The following is a 17698-nucleotide window of genomic DNA, read 5'->3' on the forward strand; positions in this document are numbered from 1 at the left end:
GGTAAGTGGTTGGTTCTGCTCAATCCGCAAGGTGGGAGGGGTGCCGCGGACAGGGTGTGGCATGCGGGTTGTCCGCGTGGCGGACAGTTTTTCCGGGTTGAGGCATCATCGGGTGCGTGTCCGCGGGGCGGACAGGGTAAGTGGTTGGTTCTGCTCAATCCGCAAGGTGGGAGGGGTGCCGCGGACAGGGTGTGGCATGCGGGTTGTCCGCGGGGCGGACAGTTTTTCCGGGTTGAGGCATCATCGGTTGCGTGTCCGTGGGGCGGACAGATTAAGCGGTTGGTTTTCTCAAACGGCTGGTGAACGTGCTGCCGCGGACAGGGTGTGGCAAGCCGAGTGTCCGCGGCGCGGAATCAGCGAATGGTGGATGGCAGCGTTCTTTTAAGTGAACTGTCCCCGACAGGTCTGAGTCCTGGTGGGGCTGAGCAAGAAGCTATTGTTCACACTTGTGACGTAGAGGGGGAGAAGTGGGCGTCGAAAAACTTGGGAACATGCAGATTGCAAACGTAGGGTAGTGAGCATGTCAAATGCGCAGGTTGCCTCAAAGTCGGCGGTGAAAGCGGCGTTTCCGTTGTATCTTGCGGCGGGGCTCGTCGCGGCGCTCATCGCCGGGGTGATTTCGGAGATGTTCGCGGGCGCCTCGCTCGCGGCGTTGGGCATCCCGGATCCGGGGGCGTTGACGACGTTCGGACTGCCGGCGCTGCGGGGCGCAGCGTGGGTACTGGCCGCGCTGGCAGCTGGGTCCTTTCTCTTCTCGGCGTGGTTGTTGCCGCCGAAGCAGACGGGCGCTGACCTCAACGGCGCGCACTTGACCGTCGACGGGGTGATTGCTTCCCGGACGGGGGCGGCATCATCCGCGGGGTTGGCGCTGATCGGAGTGGTGATGGTGCCGCTGGTGCTTTCCGACGTCTCAGGCCAGCCGCTGAGCACCGTGATGTTTGAGGTCGACGCCTGGACCTTGGCGCTGGACAAGGTTGCTGACGCCCGCGTCTGGCTGATTGTCGCGGCAATCGCGGCGTGTGTGGCCGTGGCGGGGTACCGGGTGTCGTGCTGGTGGTCGCAAGTGGCTTTGTTCATCGGCTCGTTGTTGGCGATTATGCCGCTGGCGCTGACTGGTCACTCCGCGACCGGTGGCGATCACGACTTCGGCACGAACTCCTTCATCTGGCACCTGGTGTTCCTGCTGGTGTGGGTTGGTGCCCTGATGGCGCTGGTGGCGCACGGTTTCAGGTTGGGGCCGGACTTGGCACCGGCGGTGCGCAGATATTCGCGCATCGCGCTGTTCGCGTTCGTAGCGATGGCGGTGTCGGGCGTGATTAATGGCGCGATCCGCGTGCACCTGGACGACATCACCCGCTACGCCTACGGCTGGGTGCTGGTGGGCAAGCTGGTTGGCATACTGCTGCTTGGTTTGATGGGGTATGCGCACCGCGAGCGCACGATTCCGGCGCTTGAGGCGGAGGGGCCGTCGCAACGCAGAGCGTTCGTACGGCTCGGCGCGGTGGAAGTGCTGGTGATGGCCGCCGTGACTGGCCTCGCTGTCACGCTCGGACGCACTCCGCCGCCACCGCCACGAGACCCGAACCTCACCCCGATGCAGATCCAGATGGGCTACAACCTCGAGGACCCACTGACCTGGGCGAACTGGGTCGGGCTGTGGCGATTCGAGCTGCTCTACAGCGTGATCGCGATCCTGCTGGCCGTCTACTACCTGCACCTGACGCGCCGGGTGAGCGGGTGGTCGAAGGGGCGCACGGCGTGGTGGCTGCTGGGCTGCGCGACCGTCGTAGTCACGATGTGCTCCGGCATCGGGCTGCACATGCCGGCCTCTTACTCGGCGCACATGACCGTCCACATGATCCTGTCGATGGGGGTGCCGGTGTTCCTCGTGCTGGGCGCGCCACTGTCGCTCATTATCGACGCCTACCCGTCCGGGGAGTTCAACCCCCGGCTGTGGGCGCAGTCCTTCCAGCGCAGTAAGTTCCTGCGCATCGTGACGTACCCGCCGGTGTCCGCGGTGCAGTTCCTGGTGTTCTTCTATGTCATGTACGTGTTCACTGACCTGTACGAGCTGATGATTTCGGAGCACGCGGGCCACGTCATCATGAACGCGGTGTTCCTGGTGTCGGGCTACTTTTACTTCTGGGAGCTCATCGGCCCGGACTACATCGAGGGGCGCGTGACGGCGAAGACGCGCCTGCTGTGGCTGTGGATCTCCATGCCGGTGCACCTCTTTATGGGTGTGTACCTCATGCAGCTCAACACCGTGATGGGCGAGGAGTTCTACCGTTCGCTGCTCCTGCCGTGGGACCCGGATCTGCTGGCGGACCAGAAGGTGGGCGGCGGTATCGCCTGGGCGTCGGGCTCGTTCCCGCTGGTTATCGTGTTCGGTGTGCTGTTCATCCTGTGGTGGCGCGAGGACCGCGCAGAAACCGCAGAGGTCGACCGCATCGCGGACGAGACTGACGACGCCGAGTGGCGCGCCTACAACGAAATGCTCGCACAGTACACGTCGGATACCCCGCAGCACAAGGGCTAATCGACGATTCCCTGGGATCTGTGGAATTCCAAAAATCAATCCACAGGCTGCAAGGCCGCATCCTTTCTTTTCTGTTTCTGCACTGGAAAGCTCCGAGTTGTACCAGTTCAGCAAACAATTGAAAGGACACAACAATGAGCCAGATGAACGTCACCGTATGCGGAAACTTGACGGCAGCACCGTACTTTAAGTGGTTCCCGGCGTCGGGAAACTCGGTGTGCAAGATGCGCATCGCGTCCTCCCGCAGGCGGCGCACGGGCGAGCAGGACAACCAAGGCCGCGACATTTGGGAGGACACGGACCAGCTCTACATCGACGTCGAGTGTTGGAACCAGCTCGCCATCAACGCGCGCACCTCACTGTTCCGTGGCGCGCCGGTGATGGTCTCCGGACGGTTGGTCACGGAGACCTGGGTGGAAACTAACGACGCCGGTGAGAAGCTCAACCGGTACCGCACCGTGCTGAAAGCGGACAAGGTCGCGTTCGAGCTCGGCATGCACCAGATCTCCTCCTGGAAGATCACCGAGAACGGCCACACACTCGAGGGCCAGCCTGCGGTGAAGATCAAGACGGCGGTCGACTTCATGACGGAAGAGGAGCGCGAGTTCTACTTCGAGCAAATGAAGATGCAGGCGTCGGACTCGGCGGCGGCTACGGAACCACAACCGCAGTCGCCTGAACTCGAGCCGGTAGCTGTGGGTGCTGGCAGCGGCGAAAGTGACGACGGCCCCGCGCCGTTCTGACGCCCGCGGTTGCGCTCTCGCTCGGCGCTGGGGAAGCGCACGTTCACCTTTCGCTGATGTACCCTGTGAAACGATGTATGTCCGCTTCAGTTAAAGGGGTTTTTACGTGGCTGAGTTCATCTACACGATGAAAAACGTTCGCAGGGCCATCGGTGACAAGGTCATTTTGGACAATGTCACCATGGCCTTTTATCCCGGCGCCAAGATTGGTGTCGTTGGGCCAAACGGCGCAGGTAAGTCCTCGCTACTCAAGATCATGGCGGGGATTGACCAGCCAAACAACGGCGAAGCATTCCTGGATCCCGGCGCAACGGTCGGCATCCTCCTGCAGGAGCCACCGCTGAACGAGGAGAAGACCGTTCGAGAGAACGTCGAAGAGGGCCTCGGCGACATCTTCGAGAAGAAGCAGCGCTTCGAAGAAATCGCTGAAGAGATGGCGACGAACTACACCGACGAGCTCATGGAAGAAATGGGCAAACTCCAGGAGGAGCTCGACGCCGCTGACGCCTGGGAGGTCGATTCCAAGATTGAGCAGGCGATGGAAGCACTGCGCTGCCCGCCGTCCGATAGCCCGGTGACCAAGCTTTCCGGTGGTGAGCGCCGCCGCGTCGCGCTGGCGAAGCTGCTGCTGTCCGAACCGGACCTGCTGCTGCTCGACGAGCCAACGAACCACCTGGACGCCGAGTCCGTCCTGTGGCTGGAGAAGCACCTGCAGTCCTACCCGGGCGCAGTTCTGGCGATTACCCACGACCGCTACTTCCTGGACAACGTGGCCGAGTGGATCTGTGAGGTCGACCGCGGCAAGCTCTACCCATACGAGGGCAACTACTCCACCTACCTGGAGAAGAAGGCCGAGCGCCTCGAGGTTGCTGGCAAGAAGGACCAGAAACTGCAGAAGCGTCTGAAGAACGAGCTCGAGTGGGTACGATCCTCGCCGAAGGCGCGCCAGGCGAAGAACAAAGCGCGTCTGGAACGCTACGAGGAAATGGCTGCCGAGGCAGAGCAGTACAAGAAGCTGGACTTCGAAGAAATCCAGATCCCGACGCCTCCACGCCTGGGCAACAAGGTCGTCGAGGTCGAGCACCTGGACAAGGGCTTCGACGGCCGCGTCCTGATCAAGGACCTGTTCTTCACGCTGCCGCGCAACGGCATCGTGGGCGTGATCGGCCCGAACGGTGTGGGTAAGTCCACCCTGTTCAAGACCATCGTTGGGCTGGAAGAGCCAGACGCAGGCACCGTCGTGGTCGGTGAGACCGTGAAGCTGTCCTACGTCGACCAGAACCGCGAAAACATCGACCCGGAAAAGACGGTGTGGGAAGTAGTCTCGGACGGCCTCGACTACATCGTGGTCGGCCAGAACGAAATGCCGTCGCGGGCCTACCTCTCGGCGTTCGGTTTCAAGGGCGCTGACCAGCAGAAGCCGTCCAAGGTGCTCTCCGGTGGTGAGCGTAACCGCCTGAACCTGGCGCTGACGCTGAAGCAGGGCGGCAACCTGATCCTGCTCGACGAGCCGACCAACGACTTGGACGTCGAAACCCTTGGCTCGCTTGAGAATGCGCTGCAAAAGTTCCCAGGTTGCGCTGTCGTGATTTCGCACGACCGCTGGTTCCTGGACCGCACCTGTACCCACATCCTCGCCTGGGAAGGCAACGTTGAGGAAGGCAAGTGGTACTGGTTCGAGGGCAACTTCGGCGACTACGAGAAGAACAAGGTTGAGCGCCTCGGTGAGGAAGCGGCGAAGCCGTCGCGCGTCACCCACCGCAAGCTCAGCCGCTAACAGCGGAAAAGGTAGGAAATGGCTATGTCGGAACAGAATATGCGCGGCAGGATTCACACGCACTCCATCTCGCTGAGGTGGAACGATTTTGACCGGTACGGCCATGTGACAAACTCGGCTTACATCGAGATCGCGCAGCAGGCGCGACTCGCGTTTGCCCAGGAGTTCTTCGAGTCTCAGGGGTACGAGTTTGTGGTGTTCGTTCGGCGCATCGAAGCGGACTACGTTCGCCCAGTGCTGCCGAACACGCAGGCAGTGACCGTTGATACGCAGGTGATCCACCTCGGCAACACGTCCTTTACGACGCGTCAGGAGATCAAGGACGCACAAGGCAGCGTCTGTTGCGTGATTGATTGCGTACAGGTCACCGTGGATAAACGGACGGCGAGCCCGCGAGCAATCACCTCGCAGGAGCTCGGCATCCTTGCCCGCGCCTACACAACGCTCGACGGTGACGACGAGCTGGGGCAGGCATAGGTGGCTACCACCGAAACGCTTGTTGTTGAGCAGGGGGAGCGCGGACTGCGCGCCCTGCTGCAGCGCGCCCTCGCACTCCAGGATGACGCCTACGCGCGGTTCCAGCGAGTCGGGGAACACGACGTCGATGTCTTTGTCACCACCCCGTTCGACTGCGTCGCCTCGCGCCGGGTCCGCGGAACTATCTCCCGCGACGGTGCGGTGGTGCCTGCGCGCCGGGTTCTCGAGGCACTCGAAACTGCGACGGGAACACTTGGCGCGGCGCAGGATCAGAACTGGCCTGGGGCACTGCCACCGGCGCAAGGGTTCGTGCTGCGCGAAGAGGTGCCTATTTCTACAGCGCGTCAGCTCGCCGACGAAGGCCGAAACCTTGCGCGCCAGTTCGCGGGCCCGCTCGGCCCGCCGGTTTCACTTCTCGACGCCGTGGTCATCACCGTCGACGCGGACGACCGCGGCCCGAAACTTGAAATACCCATGCGTGCGGTGTTTACCTGCACCTCGCTTGGGCTCATTCCGGGGTTCGAAGCCCCGGTCGAAGTGCCTCGCTACCTGCGGGTTTCGAGCGCAGGCAGGTGGGTGCGTATCGACGCCCCCTTCGGCACCGTCTACCACAGCAAGTCGCTGAGCCTATTCGTATGACCGCGGGCCCTGGTTGATCATCATGTACGCGACTCGCTGCATGTGATTCCACATGGCGGCGCGGTAGGGCTGGGGCAGGGTGGCGTCGTCAAACTCGGCCATTGCCTTGCCCATCAGCTCGAGCCAGCGGTCCGCCTCAGCCTCCCCGATTGCAAACGGGAAGTGGCGGCGGCGCAGCATTGGGTTGCCACGGCGCTCCTGGTAGGTGCGTGGCCCGCCCCAGTATTGGGTGAGGAACCAACGCAAGCGGGATTCGGCGCCTTCCCAGTCCTCGTCGGGGTACATGGGGCCGATGAGGTCATCTTCTTTGACCTGGGCGTAGAAGCGGTGCACGAGCGTGTGGAAGAACTCCTCGCCGCCGACGGCTTCGTAGAGCGTTTGCTGTGCCTCGTTGCTATTGCTGATCTGCATCGTTGTTCTCGCCTCCAGGGGTGCGGTCCAGGTGTCGGATGTAGGTCGGCTCCGTGCCAGGCAGCGGCACGCCGTGCGTGTGAAGCGCCTCGAGGATGACCGCGGTCATGAAACGGGAGACGCCCCACTGCTCGCCAGGCAGCGTATTGACCATCACGCGCAGGGTTGCGCACTCCGGGTCGAACTTGGAAATGCCCAGCATGGTGGCCTCACCGACGAGTTTGTCCTTGATCTCGGGGCGCGTCACTGCGTCCTGCATTGCGGCCTCGACGACGCTGGCTGCCTGCTCCGGATCAGCCTGGATGGAAACAGGGATCTCGAGGCGGGCAACGGAGAAGACGTCGCTCTGGTTGCCAAGCAGATCGATGTTACCGTTTCGGACGTACCAGAGGGTGCCGTCAATATCGCGGACGGTGGTGATGCGCATCGTGACGTGCTCTACAGTGCCCTCAATGTCGTTGACCGCGATGACGTCACCGACACCGTACTGGTTTTCCAGCAACATGAAGATGCCGCTGAGGAAGTCTTTCACAAGGGACTGCGCGCCGAAGCCGAGGGCGACGCCGACGACGCCCGCAGAGGCCACGAGCGGGGCGACGTTGACCCCGAGTTGGTCGAGCACCGCGAGGACCGCCCACACCCAAATCACAATTGCTGCCGCGGAGCGTCCTACGTTCGCCAGCGTGAGGATGCGCTGCTGGCGGCGCTGCTCCCGCGAGCGCGAATGCGCAGTGTCGGGTTTCACGGCGCCAGCGCGGCGGCGGAAGGGGAGAGCCGCGCTGGAGGAGTTGATGGCGTTGTTCGCGGCCTTCGTAATGATTCTGCGCACCACGATGTGCAACACAAGGGCAATGGCCAGGATGACCAGGATCCACAGGGGGCGGGTCACAAAGATGTCTCGCGTGGCGGGGTCATTCCACCACGAGGTGACGGAGTCGACGGCTTCGTCGACATCTGGAACGCTCACGGATTTGGCTAAGACTGATGGAGAAAACTGCGTAAGAGAAAACATTGTGCTCTAGTTTACGCGCTACGTCTCGAGCAGCCGTCGAGCACCCGGGTTACCGCAAATGGGGGTATTGGCCGTGGCTTGGGCGATGTTGTAATTGGCGTTGGAGATTCCTGAATTTGGCACGTCGATAGGGTTCAACTGAAAGTATGACTTTGCAATTTATGGACGTGTCAAGTGTCGCGCACTTTGTTCAAATTTATTGTTAGGTACTTTTATGGTCCAATGAACTATATTAGAAACAACTGAGATTTTGGTGTTGTACCTTTTGGCGTCACACCTGGAGTTATGGGCGGGCGGCAGTGAACCTAAACGCAGCCGCAAAAATAGGAGGAATTTATGGCGAAAAAGCCAGCGTATGTAGCGATTGCTGATGCTCTGCGGAGCCAGATCGAATCGCGCGAGCTCGAACCCGGCGACAAGCTACCGCCAGAACGCGAACTTGTAGACATGTACGGGGTGGCACGCATGACCGTGCGCCATGCACTGGACCTATTGCAGCTCGAAGGAATTATTGAGCGTAAGCGTGGCCGCACCGGTGGCACATTCGTTCGCGCGCTGCCTCCGATCATAGACTTGACGGGCAAGGTATCGCTGACGGAGCAGCTTATCGCGCATGGTCTGGACGTCTCTTCCGAACTGATTTCGGAGACCGCTGCGCCCGCACCGCAGATCGTCGTCTCTGCATTCGGCGTAGACTCCCGCGATAAGTTGCTCACCAGCGAGCTCGTTCACTTCGCCAACGGTAACCCGGTGTTCGCTGAAACCACCTATGTGCGTCCCGGCTACGAGTCCAAGTACAGCCGTAGCTCCGTCGACTACGCACGTCGCCAGCGTACCGACCTGGGTGGCGTGACTCCTCACCTGCGCCGCGAGGACATCCTGTTCCCGGCCAACCCGACCGATAAGGAGCGCGAGAGCCTCTCCTTGGCGGCGAACACCCCGGTGCACCGCATCACGCGCAAGCTCTTTGAGGGTGACACGCTGGTCATGTTCGCCTCTATCGTGGCTCGCACGGATGCGGCGCAGATCCGCATCGTCGAGGAGCTCTAGCCTCTAGCGCAGCGTTTTCGCTGCGCCTTCCGCGCCTGCGTCACCAACACGGTTGCGCAGCGCGCGCTCCACGCGGGCCTTACCCTCCGAAACGATGCGGCGCAGGCCCGCCGGAATGTCCTCCCGCGCAAGGAGCGCCTCGGCGCGCTCGACTGTAGCAATCGAAATATCCCACAGCGGGAACAGGCCCTCGAGCGTGTTCTGAGCCATCTCGTTGGTCAGTTTGTCCCACAGCTCTGGCGCGATCTCGAAGTAGCGCTCGGCCAAGCCGTCCATGCCTTCGGAGGTGAAGGTGAGGCCGTCGATAAGGAAGCGCACCTCGAGGTTTGTGCGTGTGCCGCTGACGATCTCATCCCACGCCCACTGCTTGTTCGTGACGGCGTCGATACGCAGGCGCGACAGCGCACCCTCGGAGGACGGATCCTCCTCGTTCTTGGCGGTCTTGGCCAGCATGGCGCCGCCTGCGACAAGGTTCGTGAGCACGAGCCAGCGAATCTCCTGGTTATCCAGCGACTGTAGGAGTTCGTGGAAGTACGTCGTGTTCTGCTTCGAAGGCTGCAGGCGGGCGAGCGCGCGCTGGTAGATACCTGCAGGCTCCTGGCCGCGGAATGCCTCGCTGAGCATGTAGAAGCCGGTGCGCTGCCAGGACCACGCCACGTACTGCTTGACCGCCAGCGTAGCCTGTGCGAGGAGACGCTCCTGCACACTCGGTTGGTCTTCGAGGCGGCTGAAGTTTGCCACGGCCATCACGAACTTGCGCGCCGGAAGCAGCGTGTCGCGGACGGCCTCCCACAGGGATGACCAGCACAGGGTGCGTGCAAGCGGGTCCTCGATCTGCCCGATGTGCTCCAGAACGAACCCAGTGTGTTCCGGCGTGAGGCGCATCTTGCAGTAGGTGAGGTCCTCGTCGTTGACCAACGCGAGGTCGTGGTCGATGCCGGCGAGTTCGGGTACCTCGGTGCGCGCCCCCTCGATATCGACGTTCACGTGGTGGGTGCGCACGACCTTGTCGCCGTCAAGCTTGTACAGCCCGATGCCGACCCGGTGGGTGCGCAGTACGTCGGACTCTTGCACGACTGCGAAGGAATCCTCGGTGATTTCAGGGCGAAGGGTGGACACACCGGTGGTGCGCAGCCACTGCTGGGACCACTCGCTCAAATCGCGGCCCGACGACTTCTCCAACGCGCCCAGAAGATCGTCGAAGGTAGCGTTGCTGAACTTGTGGTTGTTGAAGTGATCGCGCACGCCCGCGAAGAACTCGTCGCGGCCAACGTATGCCTGCAGCTGCTTCAGCACGGATGCGCCCTTGGCGTAGGTGATCCCGTCGAAGTTCTGCTCAGCAGTCTCGATGTCCGGGGCGTCAGCGGCAATTGGGTGGGTCGTCGGCAGCTGATCTTGCTGGTAGGCCCATGCCTTCTCGACGGCGGCGAACGTCGTCCACGCATTCGGGTACTCGCCGATCTCAGTCTGGGCAATGGCCGCGGACCAGGTTGCGAAGGACTCGTTGAGCCACAAGTCGTCCCACCACTGCATCGTGACGAGGTCGCCGAACCACATGTGCGCCATCTCGTGCAGGATCGTGTCGTTGCGGCGCTCGAGGCGATACGGGGTTGGCTCGGAAGTAAAGACGTACTCATCGCGGAACGTCACCGCGCCGGCGTTCTCCATTGCGCCCATGTTGTACTCGGGGCAGAAAATCTGGTCGTACTTGCCGAACGGGTACGCAATCGCAAAATTCTTGTGGTAGTACGCGAAGCCGTCTTTCGTCTGGCGGAACAAGCGTTCCGCGTCGAGGTGCTCCATGAGTGAGGCGCGGGCAAAGATGCGAAGCGGGATACGCTTCAGATCGTCGACGTACTCGTCTTCGACGAACTCGTACTCGCCGGCGCAGATTGCCACCAGGTACGTCGACAGTGGGTAATCAATGGTGCAGGACCACACGTTGCCCTCATGGGTCGCCTCCTCGTTGAGTACGACCGTGTAGGCCTCTGGCGCGTCGACGGCAATCTTATACGTGGCCTTGATATCTGGCTGGTCGAAGCAGGCAAACGCCTTCATCGCCATCGCGGGTTCGAACTGGGTGTAGAGGTAATCCTTGTTGTCCACCGGGTCGACGAACTTGTGCAGGCCTTCTCCGGTGTGGTTGTAGGTAATGGTGGCGTCGACAACTAACGTGTGCTCGCCCTCGGTGAGAGTGAGGGTGCGGCCGTCGACGGGGCGGCCGTCGAGCGTTGCGGAGAACTCGTCGGCGACCAGGTCGAAGAAGGTCTCGCCTGCGCCCGAGCGGAACGTGACCGTGGTGGTCGACGTGAACTGCTCTGCTCCGTTGACATCGAGCGCAATATCGTAATGGACATCTGAGATAAGTTGTGCGCGAAGTTGTGCGTCGCTGCGCTTGAGGTTTGTCTTCATGTCCTCCAACATACTCGCCGTACCTGTGTGTTTTTCGCTATGGTGGCTGCATAATTTCCGGAACGAATGGAGGAATGATTCTGTGACTGCACCAGTTACCTTTTGGTTCGACGTAAGCTGCCCATTTTGCTGGCTCACTTCGCGCTGGATGAAGGAAGTAGAAAAGGTCCGCGACATCACGGTCGAGTGGGTGCCGATGTCACTGTCCATTCTTAACGACGGCCGCGACATCCCCGCCGACTACGCCAAGATGATGGAGGCTAACTGGGGTCCCGCGCGCGTGTTCGCAGCGGTGAAGCGCGACCACCCAGAGAAGATCGACGCGCTCTACACCGCGATGGGCACCGCCATTCACGCCGAGGAGCAGGGCGGTAAGAAGGGCTACGGCGCCTACGACGAGATCATCGCGGCAGCATTCGAAGAGGTAGGTCTCGACGCCAGCTACGCCGATGTCGCCAACACGAACGAGATGGACGAGCTGCTGGGCACCTACCACCAGGGTGCGATGGACGCCGTCGGTGACGAGGTGGGCACCCCGGTGGTCAAGCTCGGAGACACCGCATTCTTTGGGCCGGTCATCACCCGCGTCCCAACGGGTGAGGAGGCAGGCAAGCTTTTCGACGCCTCCCTGGCACTGAGCGAATACCCCTACTTCTTCGAACTGAAGCGTTCCCGCACGGAACCGCCGCAGGTGAGCTAGCAGGAAGGTAGGGTAGAGCGCATGCGAATTTACCTTGGGGCAGATCATGCCGGTTTCGAACGAAAGAATCAGATTAAGGCCCACCTGGAAAAGCAGGGCCATGAAGTCATCGACTGTGGTGCGCACGAGTATGACGCCCTCGACGACTACCCAGCGTTCTGCATCGCCGCAGCTGAGCGGACGGTAGCGGACGAAGGCTCCCTCGGCATCGTGCTGGGCGGCTCTGGCAATGGTGAGCAGATCGCCGCGAACAAGGTGAAGGGCGCTCGCTGCGCCTTGGCGTGGTCTGAGGAGACCGCGCGCCTGGCACGCGAGCACAACAACGCGCAGCTCATCGGTATCGGTGGGCGCATGCACACCGAGGAAGAAGCGCTGAAGATCGTCGACGCGTTCATTGGTCAGGAGTGGAGCAACGAGGAGCGCCACCAGCGCCGCATCGACATCCTGTCCAAATACGAGGAGACGGGCGAAGCCCCGGCTATCTAGCCCAGTTCTTCGTAGTCCGCGGGGTGCGGGCCGTGGCGCCCAAACTCCTCCTCGTCGAGCGCGACGATGGCGGACATTTCTTCGGGGCTGAGCGTGAAGTCGAAAATGTCCATGTTTTCACGCATCCGCTCCGCGGACGTGGTCTTGGGGAACACGATCACGTCGTTCTGCAGATGCCAGCGTAGAACCACCTGCGCTGGCGTTTTGCCGTGTGCCTCGGCGGCGTCGGTAATTTCGGGGAAGTCCGTGAGGTCGTAGGCGCCGCCGCCGAGCGGAGCCCAGCCCTCGATTGCGATATTGTGCACGCGCATCGCGTCGAGCTCTTTCCAGTTCTGGAACAGCGGGTGCAGCTCAACCTGGTTGACCACAGGGGTGACATCGGTATGCATCTCAATCTGCTCGATGTGCTCAGGCAGGAAGTTTGAGACGCCGATTGAGGTGGTGAGTTTGGCCTCCCGGAGTCCAATGAGGGATTTCCACGCATCCACGTATGCGCCCTGTCCGGGCAGCGGCCAGTGAATGAGGTAGAGGTCGACGTGGTCAAGACCGAGTTTCTCCAGTGACTCCTCGAGCGCCGCCGGGGCGTCGTGGTGGCGGTTGTTCCACAGCTTCGTGGTGATGTACAGCTCCTCGCGCGGGATCCCCGACTTCGCGATTGCCTTGCCGACGCCCTCTTCGTTCCCATAAATGTGGGCGGTGTCGAAGTGCCTGTAACCTGCCTCCAGCGCTTCGCTGACCAACCGCTCGGCCTCCTGTGGGTCTACGCGGTGGAGGCCGTAGCCGAGCTGGGGGATTGATGTGCCGTCGTGAAGCGCAAACATGGGTACCATGCGCTTTACTTTAGCGGCTTGTCACCTTGCCAGTCGCTTGCGCCACCGGGGCTACCAGTGCGGGGCGAGCCAGCCTGCACACCACCGCGATCACGGCTGCCGCAACGAGGAACAGGATGACGCCAGTCCAGCTCGTACCGTACACGTCTGGGTCGACGTCGCCGGAGGCAGCGAACATCGCGTTCATGTTCCTGCGCAGACCCGTGGTGAGCACCAGGAAGACGTGTACCACGGTGAACAGGACGAAGAACAGCATGGTGGGGAAGTGAATAGCGCGTGCAGCCTTCAGCGAGAAGAAGGACCAGGACTTCGGCCACCACTCGCTCATGCGAGCGCCGGAGAGGATCGCCAGCGGGGCAGCGATGAACACCACCGCAAAGTACGACAGCTCCTGCAGCGCGTTGTAGTGCACCCACGGGTTCTCCGTCGGCCAGTCCAGGCTGAGGTACTGGATCCCCGCGGAGACCGCTTGCGGGATGACCTCCCAGCTCGTGGGCACGATGCGCATCCACTGACCGGTGGCGAACAGCACGATGTAGAACGCCGCACCGAGTGCCACCCAGAGCACGTCAATGGTGAGGTGCAGCCACAGGGTAAGAGAAATCTTCTTCTTGGGGTTTGTGCGCGGCGCCCAATAGGCTTCGGGTTTGCGCTCGTGGCGCACGGTCATACCAGTCTTGATGATGAGCGCCATGAACAGCATGTTGAAGAAGTGCGACCATCCCAACCATGCCGGCAGCCCAACAGGTGCGCCTTCGGGCAGCGGCTGCTGACCGGTGTAGCGCTCGATGAAGCTGCTGCCCGTCGGGGTGCCGACGAACCAGCGCGCCACCAGGACCGCGACTACGAACGCAGCGAGCAGCGCGACGCCACCGTACGCCCACCAGCGACGTGTTGGCGCTTGGGTCGGCGCGGGCACGGACTGTGCCGACGGCTCCGGCCGCTCGGGCTGTGCTAGCTGCGGCGAGGACTCGACTGCCGCTACCTGTTCCGGTGCCTGTTCTGCAGCCTTCGCCGCTGCGCCGTAGAGCGGAGGAACCGCCACAGCGGGGTCCTCTGGGATGTCGACACTGGCGACAGGCGGGAACGGGCCAGCCCCGGCAGTACGCGGAAGGCCCTGGCGCACGGCGACCGTGGTGAGCGGGCCAGCTGGTTGCTCTTCCGCGGGCTGTTCGGCAGCAGTGCGTTCTGCAGCCGCTGGAAACACCTGCTGCACGGCAGGGTCCGCAGCGACTGCGACCGAGTCTGTAGGAGGCCATGGCTGGCCGCTCGGGGTACGAGGCAGGCCGCGACGGAGGGGCGTCGATACGCCTTCGGGTTGCGCTGGGGCCGGAGCCGCTTGAGCGCCGACCAGATCGCCGGTCACGGCCGGATCGGGTTCGAGCGCGACCTCATCAACTGGTGGCCACGGCTGGCCGCTCGCTACGCGGGGCAGGCCACGACGAAGGTGCACCTGCATTACTCGGACGCCTCCGTGCCGCGGCGAGCTGCGATCTGCTCGATGAGTTCCGGCACCACGTCGAAGAGATCGCCAATGATGCCGAAGTCCGCGATATCGAACAGCGGAGCGTCCTCATCGTTGTTGATCGCGATGATGGTGTCGGCTGTCTGCATGCCCACGAGGTGCTGCACAGCGCCAGAAATGCCGATGCCGATGTAGAGCTTCGGGCTGACCACGATGCCGGTCTGCCCAATCTGGGCGTCGTGGCTGATTTGGTCCTCGTCCGCAGCGGAGCGGGTCGCGCCGACTGCGGCGCCGAGCTCGTCGGCAAGCCCGCCCACGAGCTGCTCGAACATGTCCGCGTCACCCAAAGCAACGCCTCCTGCAACCACGCGGTCTGCGGTGAGCAGCTCCGGGCGCGTCGAGGTGCGCACCACCGGCGTCACCGAAGTCACCGTCGCGGCGCGTGTCCCGGAGGCGGTGACGTCCAACTCGTGAACCTCGGGCGCGGTGGCGTCCGCACGGCGATCGATCGCGCCGATGCGCACCGTAATAATTGGCGCCGAGTGGGTCGCTGCGGCCGTCGCGGTGTAGGCGCCGCCGTAGTTCTCGTGGTCCGTCACAATGCCCTGGTCGTCTCGGCGGACATCAATCGCGTCGGTGAGCAGGGCCTTGCCCTTGCGCACGGCCAGGCGCGACGCGACGTCGCGGCCGCGGACGGAGTGGGCGAGGATCACGGCTGCCGGGTCGATGGCGTTGAACGCGGCCTCGGCGGCGTCGACAAGTGGGACTGCCTGCTGCTGCGCGTCAACGTTAGTGGTCAGCACCACGGCTGCGCCGAGCTCGCCGAGCGCTTCGGTGTGTGCAGGGTTGGTGGTCAGCACCACCGGGGTACCCAGAGGCGCGGCTGCGCCGATGAGTTCGGCGGCGGTGGAGTCGAGCTGGTCGTCGTGCGTCGCATCGAGCACGACCAAAACTGTGCGGGGAGAGGTTGCCATGTCAGTATCCTTCGTTCGGCGGGTTAGATGTAGTGCTTCTCTGCAAGGAAGTCGACCAGCTGGCCCACAGCGTTCGGGCCGTAGTCAATGATCTCGCCGCGCTCACGCGCAGGACGCTTTTCGACGTCCACCATGATCGCCCGCGGCCGTGCAAAATCCTCCGCGTCGACGCCGAGCTCCGCCAGCGTCAGCGTGTGCAGTTCCTTCTTCTTCGCCGCCATCAGACCCTTGAAGTTCGGGAAGCGGGCATCCGGGTACTCGTCCGAGACCGCGACCAGCGCCGGGAGCTGCGCCTCCAGGGTGAGCGTGGCGTGATCGCTGACCTGCGTCAAAGTCACCATGTCGTTGTTGAGCGTGACCTCGGTCGCGTTGGCGATGGCGGGCCAGCCGAGCATCTCTGCGAGCAGTCCAGCCATGACGCCGCCACCGCCGTCAGAGGACGCGGTACCGAGCACAACCAGGTCGTAGTCCTTGTTGCGCAGTGCCGCTGCGAGCACTTCTGCCGTCAGCGTCACGTCCGCGCCGAGGAGCGCGTCGTCGGCAATGATGTAGGCATCATCCGCGCCCATCGCGATGCCCTTGCGCACGCTGGCATGCGCTGTTTCTGGCCCTACCGTAATGAGGTCGACGATGGTTTCCTCGTCGCCGCGGGCCTCCTTGAGTCGCATCGCGGCTTCGACGGCGCGTTCGCAGACCTCGTCAGCGACGACATCACCGGAGCGATCGGTCAGGCCGGTTTCCAAATTCAGGTCGCGGTCGCCGTACGTATCCGGGACTTCCTTGAGCAACACTGCAATGTTCACGAAACGCTCCTTAGACGGTGGGGTGCTAAACGGTAGGCATTCTAGCGCACTGGCCTGGACTAAAAGTCAAATCCCCCGAAGTCGAAGCCACCGCCATCCCCAAAGAGGCCGCCGTCACCGAACAGGCCCTCGCCGCCGGCGTCGCCCATGTCGCCCATCTCCCCGGCATCGTCGATGTCTCCAGCATCTCCCATATCGCCGAAGTCGCCTTCGCCGGCGTCCCCGAAGTCACCCGCTGCGAAGGCCTCAGGCGATGGCGTGCCGGCCATACCTGCGAACATCGCGGAGTAGAACATCATCGAACTTGCAGCCCACATGCCGGTCATCATCGCTGGAGCCCACCAGGCGGTGGAGTACCAGCCAGCCGGTACTGGGCGGCCGGCGACAACGCCGCCAGGGTAGTAGTTCGGGGTGCGTTCAGAAGCGTACGGGGATGCGGTGACGGTGGTGCCGTCTTCCTGGCGGATCGTTCGCTCTTCGGTCACCCGGCCCGCGCGACGCTGGCCTTCCAGTTCCGGAAGCTCTGGGCCCGCGGGCATGCCCATGATTTCGCGTGCTGCGTTGACATAGTGCAGCCCCTCCAGGGCAGATTCGCGAGCGAGCATAGCCTGCTTCGGTGTGGTCGCCTGGCCCAGCGCGCCACTTGCTGCGTTGTAGCGTTCAGAGGCGTCGGCCATCGCCTGGGTCGAAGCGGCGTCGGTGCCGGAAATAGTAAGGACTTGCGAGCCAAGTCGCTCTGTCCAGCGGCGTGCGTCCGCAATCGCGTCCTCGAGCTGGAGCTGTTCGCGCTGGTTGGTCGAGCCATTCTGGCGACTCTTTATCAGGTACACCGCGGCGCCAACGATAGCGAGGATCAAAATGAGGTTCATAGTGAGGGAAAGCTCCTTCGGGATCGGCCACAAATTATCAGTACTTACAACGTGCAACGCACGTGGTCGGGAGAAAGTTCCACGCTAAGCGGGTGGTTTTGTCTCAAAGTGGGCGGTGGGTTACACTTGCGCCCATCACCTTTTGGTGAAGTGGGAATGTCGTATAGTGGCTAATACCTCAGCCTTCCAAGCTGAAGACGCGGGTTCGATTCCCGTCATTCCCTCCAAGTAGTAAAAAGGACGCGGTTACACAGGATGTGTAGCCGCGTTTTTGTTTCTGTGAATATAGCCCAAAAGTAGTGTTGAACTGTCGATTTGCGTATTGCTCTGGGGCATGGTTATAGTTGCCAACGTCGCAATGAGCAATCATTCGCGGGGCGTGGCGCAGTTTGGTAGCGCACCTGCTTTGGGAGCAGGGGGTCGCAGGTTCAAATCCTGTCGCCCCGACATCAACAAGCCCGCTAGAAATAGCGGGCTTGTTTACATATCCGTACAATTTACCCGATTAATT

At 62.4% G+C, this 17698-nt stretch carries 16 protein-coding genes and 2 tRNA genes; 10 read left to right on the forward strand and 8 right to left on the reverse strand.

Annotation, left to right across the window (positions count from 1 at the left end; all coding sequences use genetic code 11):
• Positions 1 to 520 precede the first annotated feature (520 nt).
• From KBX14_RS09360 to KBX14_RS09380, 5 genes are all read left to right on the forward strand, one after another.
• The gene (locus KBX14_RS09360) at positions 521 to 2539 is read left to right on the forward strand and encodes a bifunctional copper resistance protein CopD/cytochrome c oxidase assembly protein (protein WP_256005406.1); all 2019 of its coding nucleotides are present in this window, start codon (positions 521 to 523) and stop codon (positions 2537 to 2539) included.
• A gap of 134 nt (positions 2540 to 2673) precedes the next feature.
• Positions 2674 to 3282, forward strand: coding sequence for a single-stranded DNA-binding protein (locus KBX14_RS09365; protein WP_070478429.1), 609 nt, complete (start codon positions 2674 to 2676; stop codon positions 3280 to 3282).
• Positions 3283 to 3388: 106 nt separating this feature from the next.
• A complete protein-coding gene (ettA, locus tag KBX14_RS09370; protein ID WP_256042400.1) occupies positions 3389 to 5059 on the forward strand; it encodes an energy-dependent translational throttle protein EttA in 1671 nt (556 codons plus the stop codon).
• Positions 5060 to 5083: 24 nt separating this feature from the next.
• Positions 5084 to 5536, forward strand: coding sequence for a thioesterase family protein (locus KBX14_RS09375; RefSeq protein ID WP_071573570.1), 453 nt, complete (start codon positions 5084 to 5086; stop codon positions 5534 to 5536).
• Positions 5537 to 6175: a hypothetical protein gene (locus KBX14_RS09380; protein WP_256005403.1), complete on the forward strand. Its 639-nt coding sequence runs from the start codon at positions 5537 to 5539 to the stop codon at positions 6173 to 6175.
• On the opposite strand, the gene KBX14_RS09385 is transcribed toward KBX14_RS09380, so the two are convergent.
• Together KBX14_RS09385 and KBX14_RS09390 are read right to left on the reverse strand one after the other, a co-directional pair.
• Positions 6164 to 6586: a globin gene (locus KBX14_RS09385; RefSeq protein ID WP_070478425.1), complete on the reverse strand. Its 423-nt coding sequence runs from the start codon at positions 6584 to 6586 to the stop codon at positions 6164 to 6166. The two genes, KBX14_RS09380 and KBX14_RS09385, sit on opposite strands and share 12 nt — an antisense overlap.
• Entirely contained in the window at positions 6570 to 7598 is a 1029-nt protein-coding gene (locus KBX14_RS09390; protein WP_070478424.1) for a mechanosensitive ion channel family protein, read from the reverse strand. Before KBX14_RS09390 ends, KBX14_RS09385 begins: the two co-directional genes overlap by 17 nt.
• Positions 7599 to 7934: 336 nt before the next feature.
• Between KBX14_RS09390 and KBX14_RS09395 the strand changes: the two genes are divergently transcribed.
• Positions 7935 to 8648 carry a GntR family transcriptional regulator gene (locus KBX14_RS09395; protein ID WP_256042401.1) on the forward strand — a complete coding sequence of 238 codons (714 nt, stop codon included), beginning with the start codon at positions 7935 to 7937 and terminating at the stop codon, positions 8646 to 8648.
• 3 nt (positions 8649 to 8651) lie between these two features.
• Here the strand turns inward: KBX14_RS09395 and pepN are convergent, their stop codons facing one another.
• Positions 8652 to 11060, reverse strand: a complete 2409-nt coding sequence (pepN, locus tag KBX14_RS09400; protein ID WP_256042402.1) for an aminopeptidase N — start codon at positions 11058 to 11060, stop codon at positions 8652 to 8654.
• 82 nt (positions 11061 to 11142) lie between these two features.
• Here pepN and KBX14_RS09405 point away from each other — a divergent pair, with 82 nt between their 5' ends.
• Both KBX14_RS09405 and KBX14_RS09410 read left to right on the forward strand, forming a co-directional pair.
• On the forward strand, positions 11143 to 11760 hold the full coding sequence (locus KBX14_RS09405) for a DsbA family protein (RefSeq protein ID WP_256042403.1): 618 nt from the start codon (positions 11143 to 11145) through the stop codon (positions 11758 to 11760).
• Positions 11761 to 11781: 21 nt separating this feature from the next.
• Complete coding sequence (locus tag KBX14_RS09410; protein ID WP_070362021.1) at positions 11782 to 12246, forward strand: ribose-5-phosphate isomerase; 465 nt, start codon at positions 11782 to 11784, stop codon at positions 12244 to 12246.
• On the opposite strand, the gene KBX14_RS09415 is transcribed toward KBX14_RS09410, so the two are convergent.
• Genes KBX14_RS09415 through KBX14_RS09435 form a run of 5 tightly spaced genes read right to left on the reverse strand, consistent with a single transcriptional unit; the run spans position 12243 to position 17187 of the window.
• Positions 12243 to 13076 carry an aldo/keto reductase gene (locus tag KBX14_RS09415; protein ID WP_070362022.1) on the reverse strand — a complete coding sequence of 278 codons (834 nt, stop codon included), beginning with the start codon at positions 13074 to 13076 and terminating at the stop codon, positions 12243 to 12245. The genes KBX14_RS09410 and KBX14_RS09415 overlap by 4 nt on opposite strands.
• 10 nt (positions 13077 to 13086) lie before the next feature.
• Complete coding sequence (locus tag KBX14_RS09420; RefSeq protein ID WP_256042404.1) at positions 13087 to 14535, reverse strand: cytochrome b/b6 domain-containing protein; 1449 nt, start codon at positions 14533 to 14535, stop codon at positions 13087 to 13089.
• Positions 14535 to 15515, reverse strand: coding sequence for an electron transfer flavoprotein subunit alpha/FixB family protein (locus KBX14_RS09425; RefSeq protein WP_256000901.1), 981 nt, complete (start codon positions 15513 to 15515; stop codon positions 14535 to 14537). The genes KBX14_RS09420 and KBX14_RS09425 overlap by 1 nt, the downstream gene beginning before the upstream one ends.
• Before the next feature lie 23 nt (positions 15516 to 15538).
• Complete coding sequence (locus KBX14_RS09430) at positions 15539 to 16318, reverse strand: electron transfer flavoprotein subunit beta/FixA family protein (protein WP_256042405.1); 780 nt, start codon at positions 16316 to 16318, stop codon at positions 15539 to 15541.
• Between the two features lie 59 nt (positions 16319 to 16377).
• Positions 16378 to 17187 (reverse strand): DUF1542 domain-containing protein, encoded by an 810-nt coding sequence (locus KBX14_RS09435; protein WP_256042406.1) that lies wholly within the window; start codon positions 17185 to 17187, stop codon positions 16378 to 16380.
• A 152-nt stretch (positions 17188 to 17339) separates the two neighbouring features.
• Here KBX14_RS09435 and KBX14_RS09440 point away from each other — a divergent pair.
• Both KBX14_RS09440 and KBX14_RS09445 read left to right on the forward strand, forming a co-directional pair.
• Positions 17340 to 17414: transfer RNA gene (locus KBX14_RS09440), tRNA-Gly, on the forward strand.
• Positions 17415 to 17560: 146 nt separating this feature from the next.
• Positions 17561 to 17634: transfer RNA gene (locus tag KBX14_RS09445), tRNA-Pro, on the forward strand.
• The last annotated feature ends 64 nt before the right edge of the window (positions 17635 to 17698 follow it).

Origin of the sequence: Corynebacterium sp. CCUG 61414, from assembly GCF_024453945.1 — a bacterium.
GTDB lineage: Bacteria > Actinomycetota > Actinomycetes > Mycobacteriales > Mycobacteriaceae > Corynebacterium > Corynebacterium pseudogenitalium.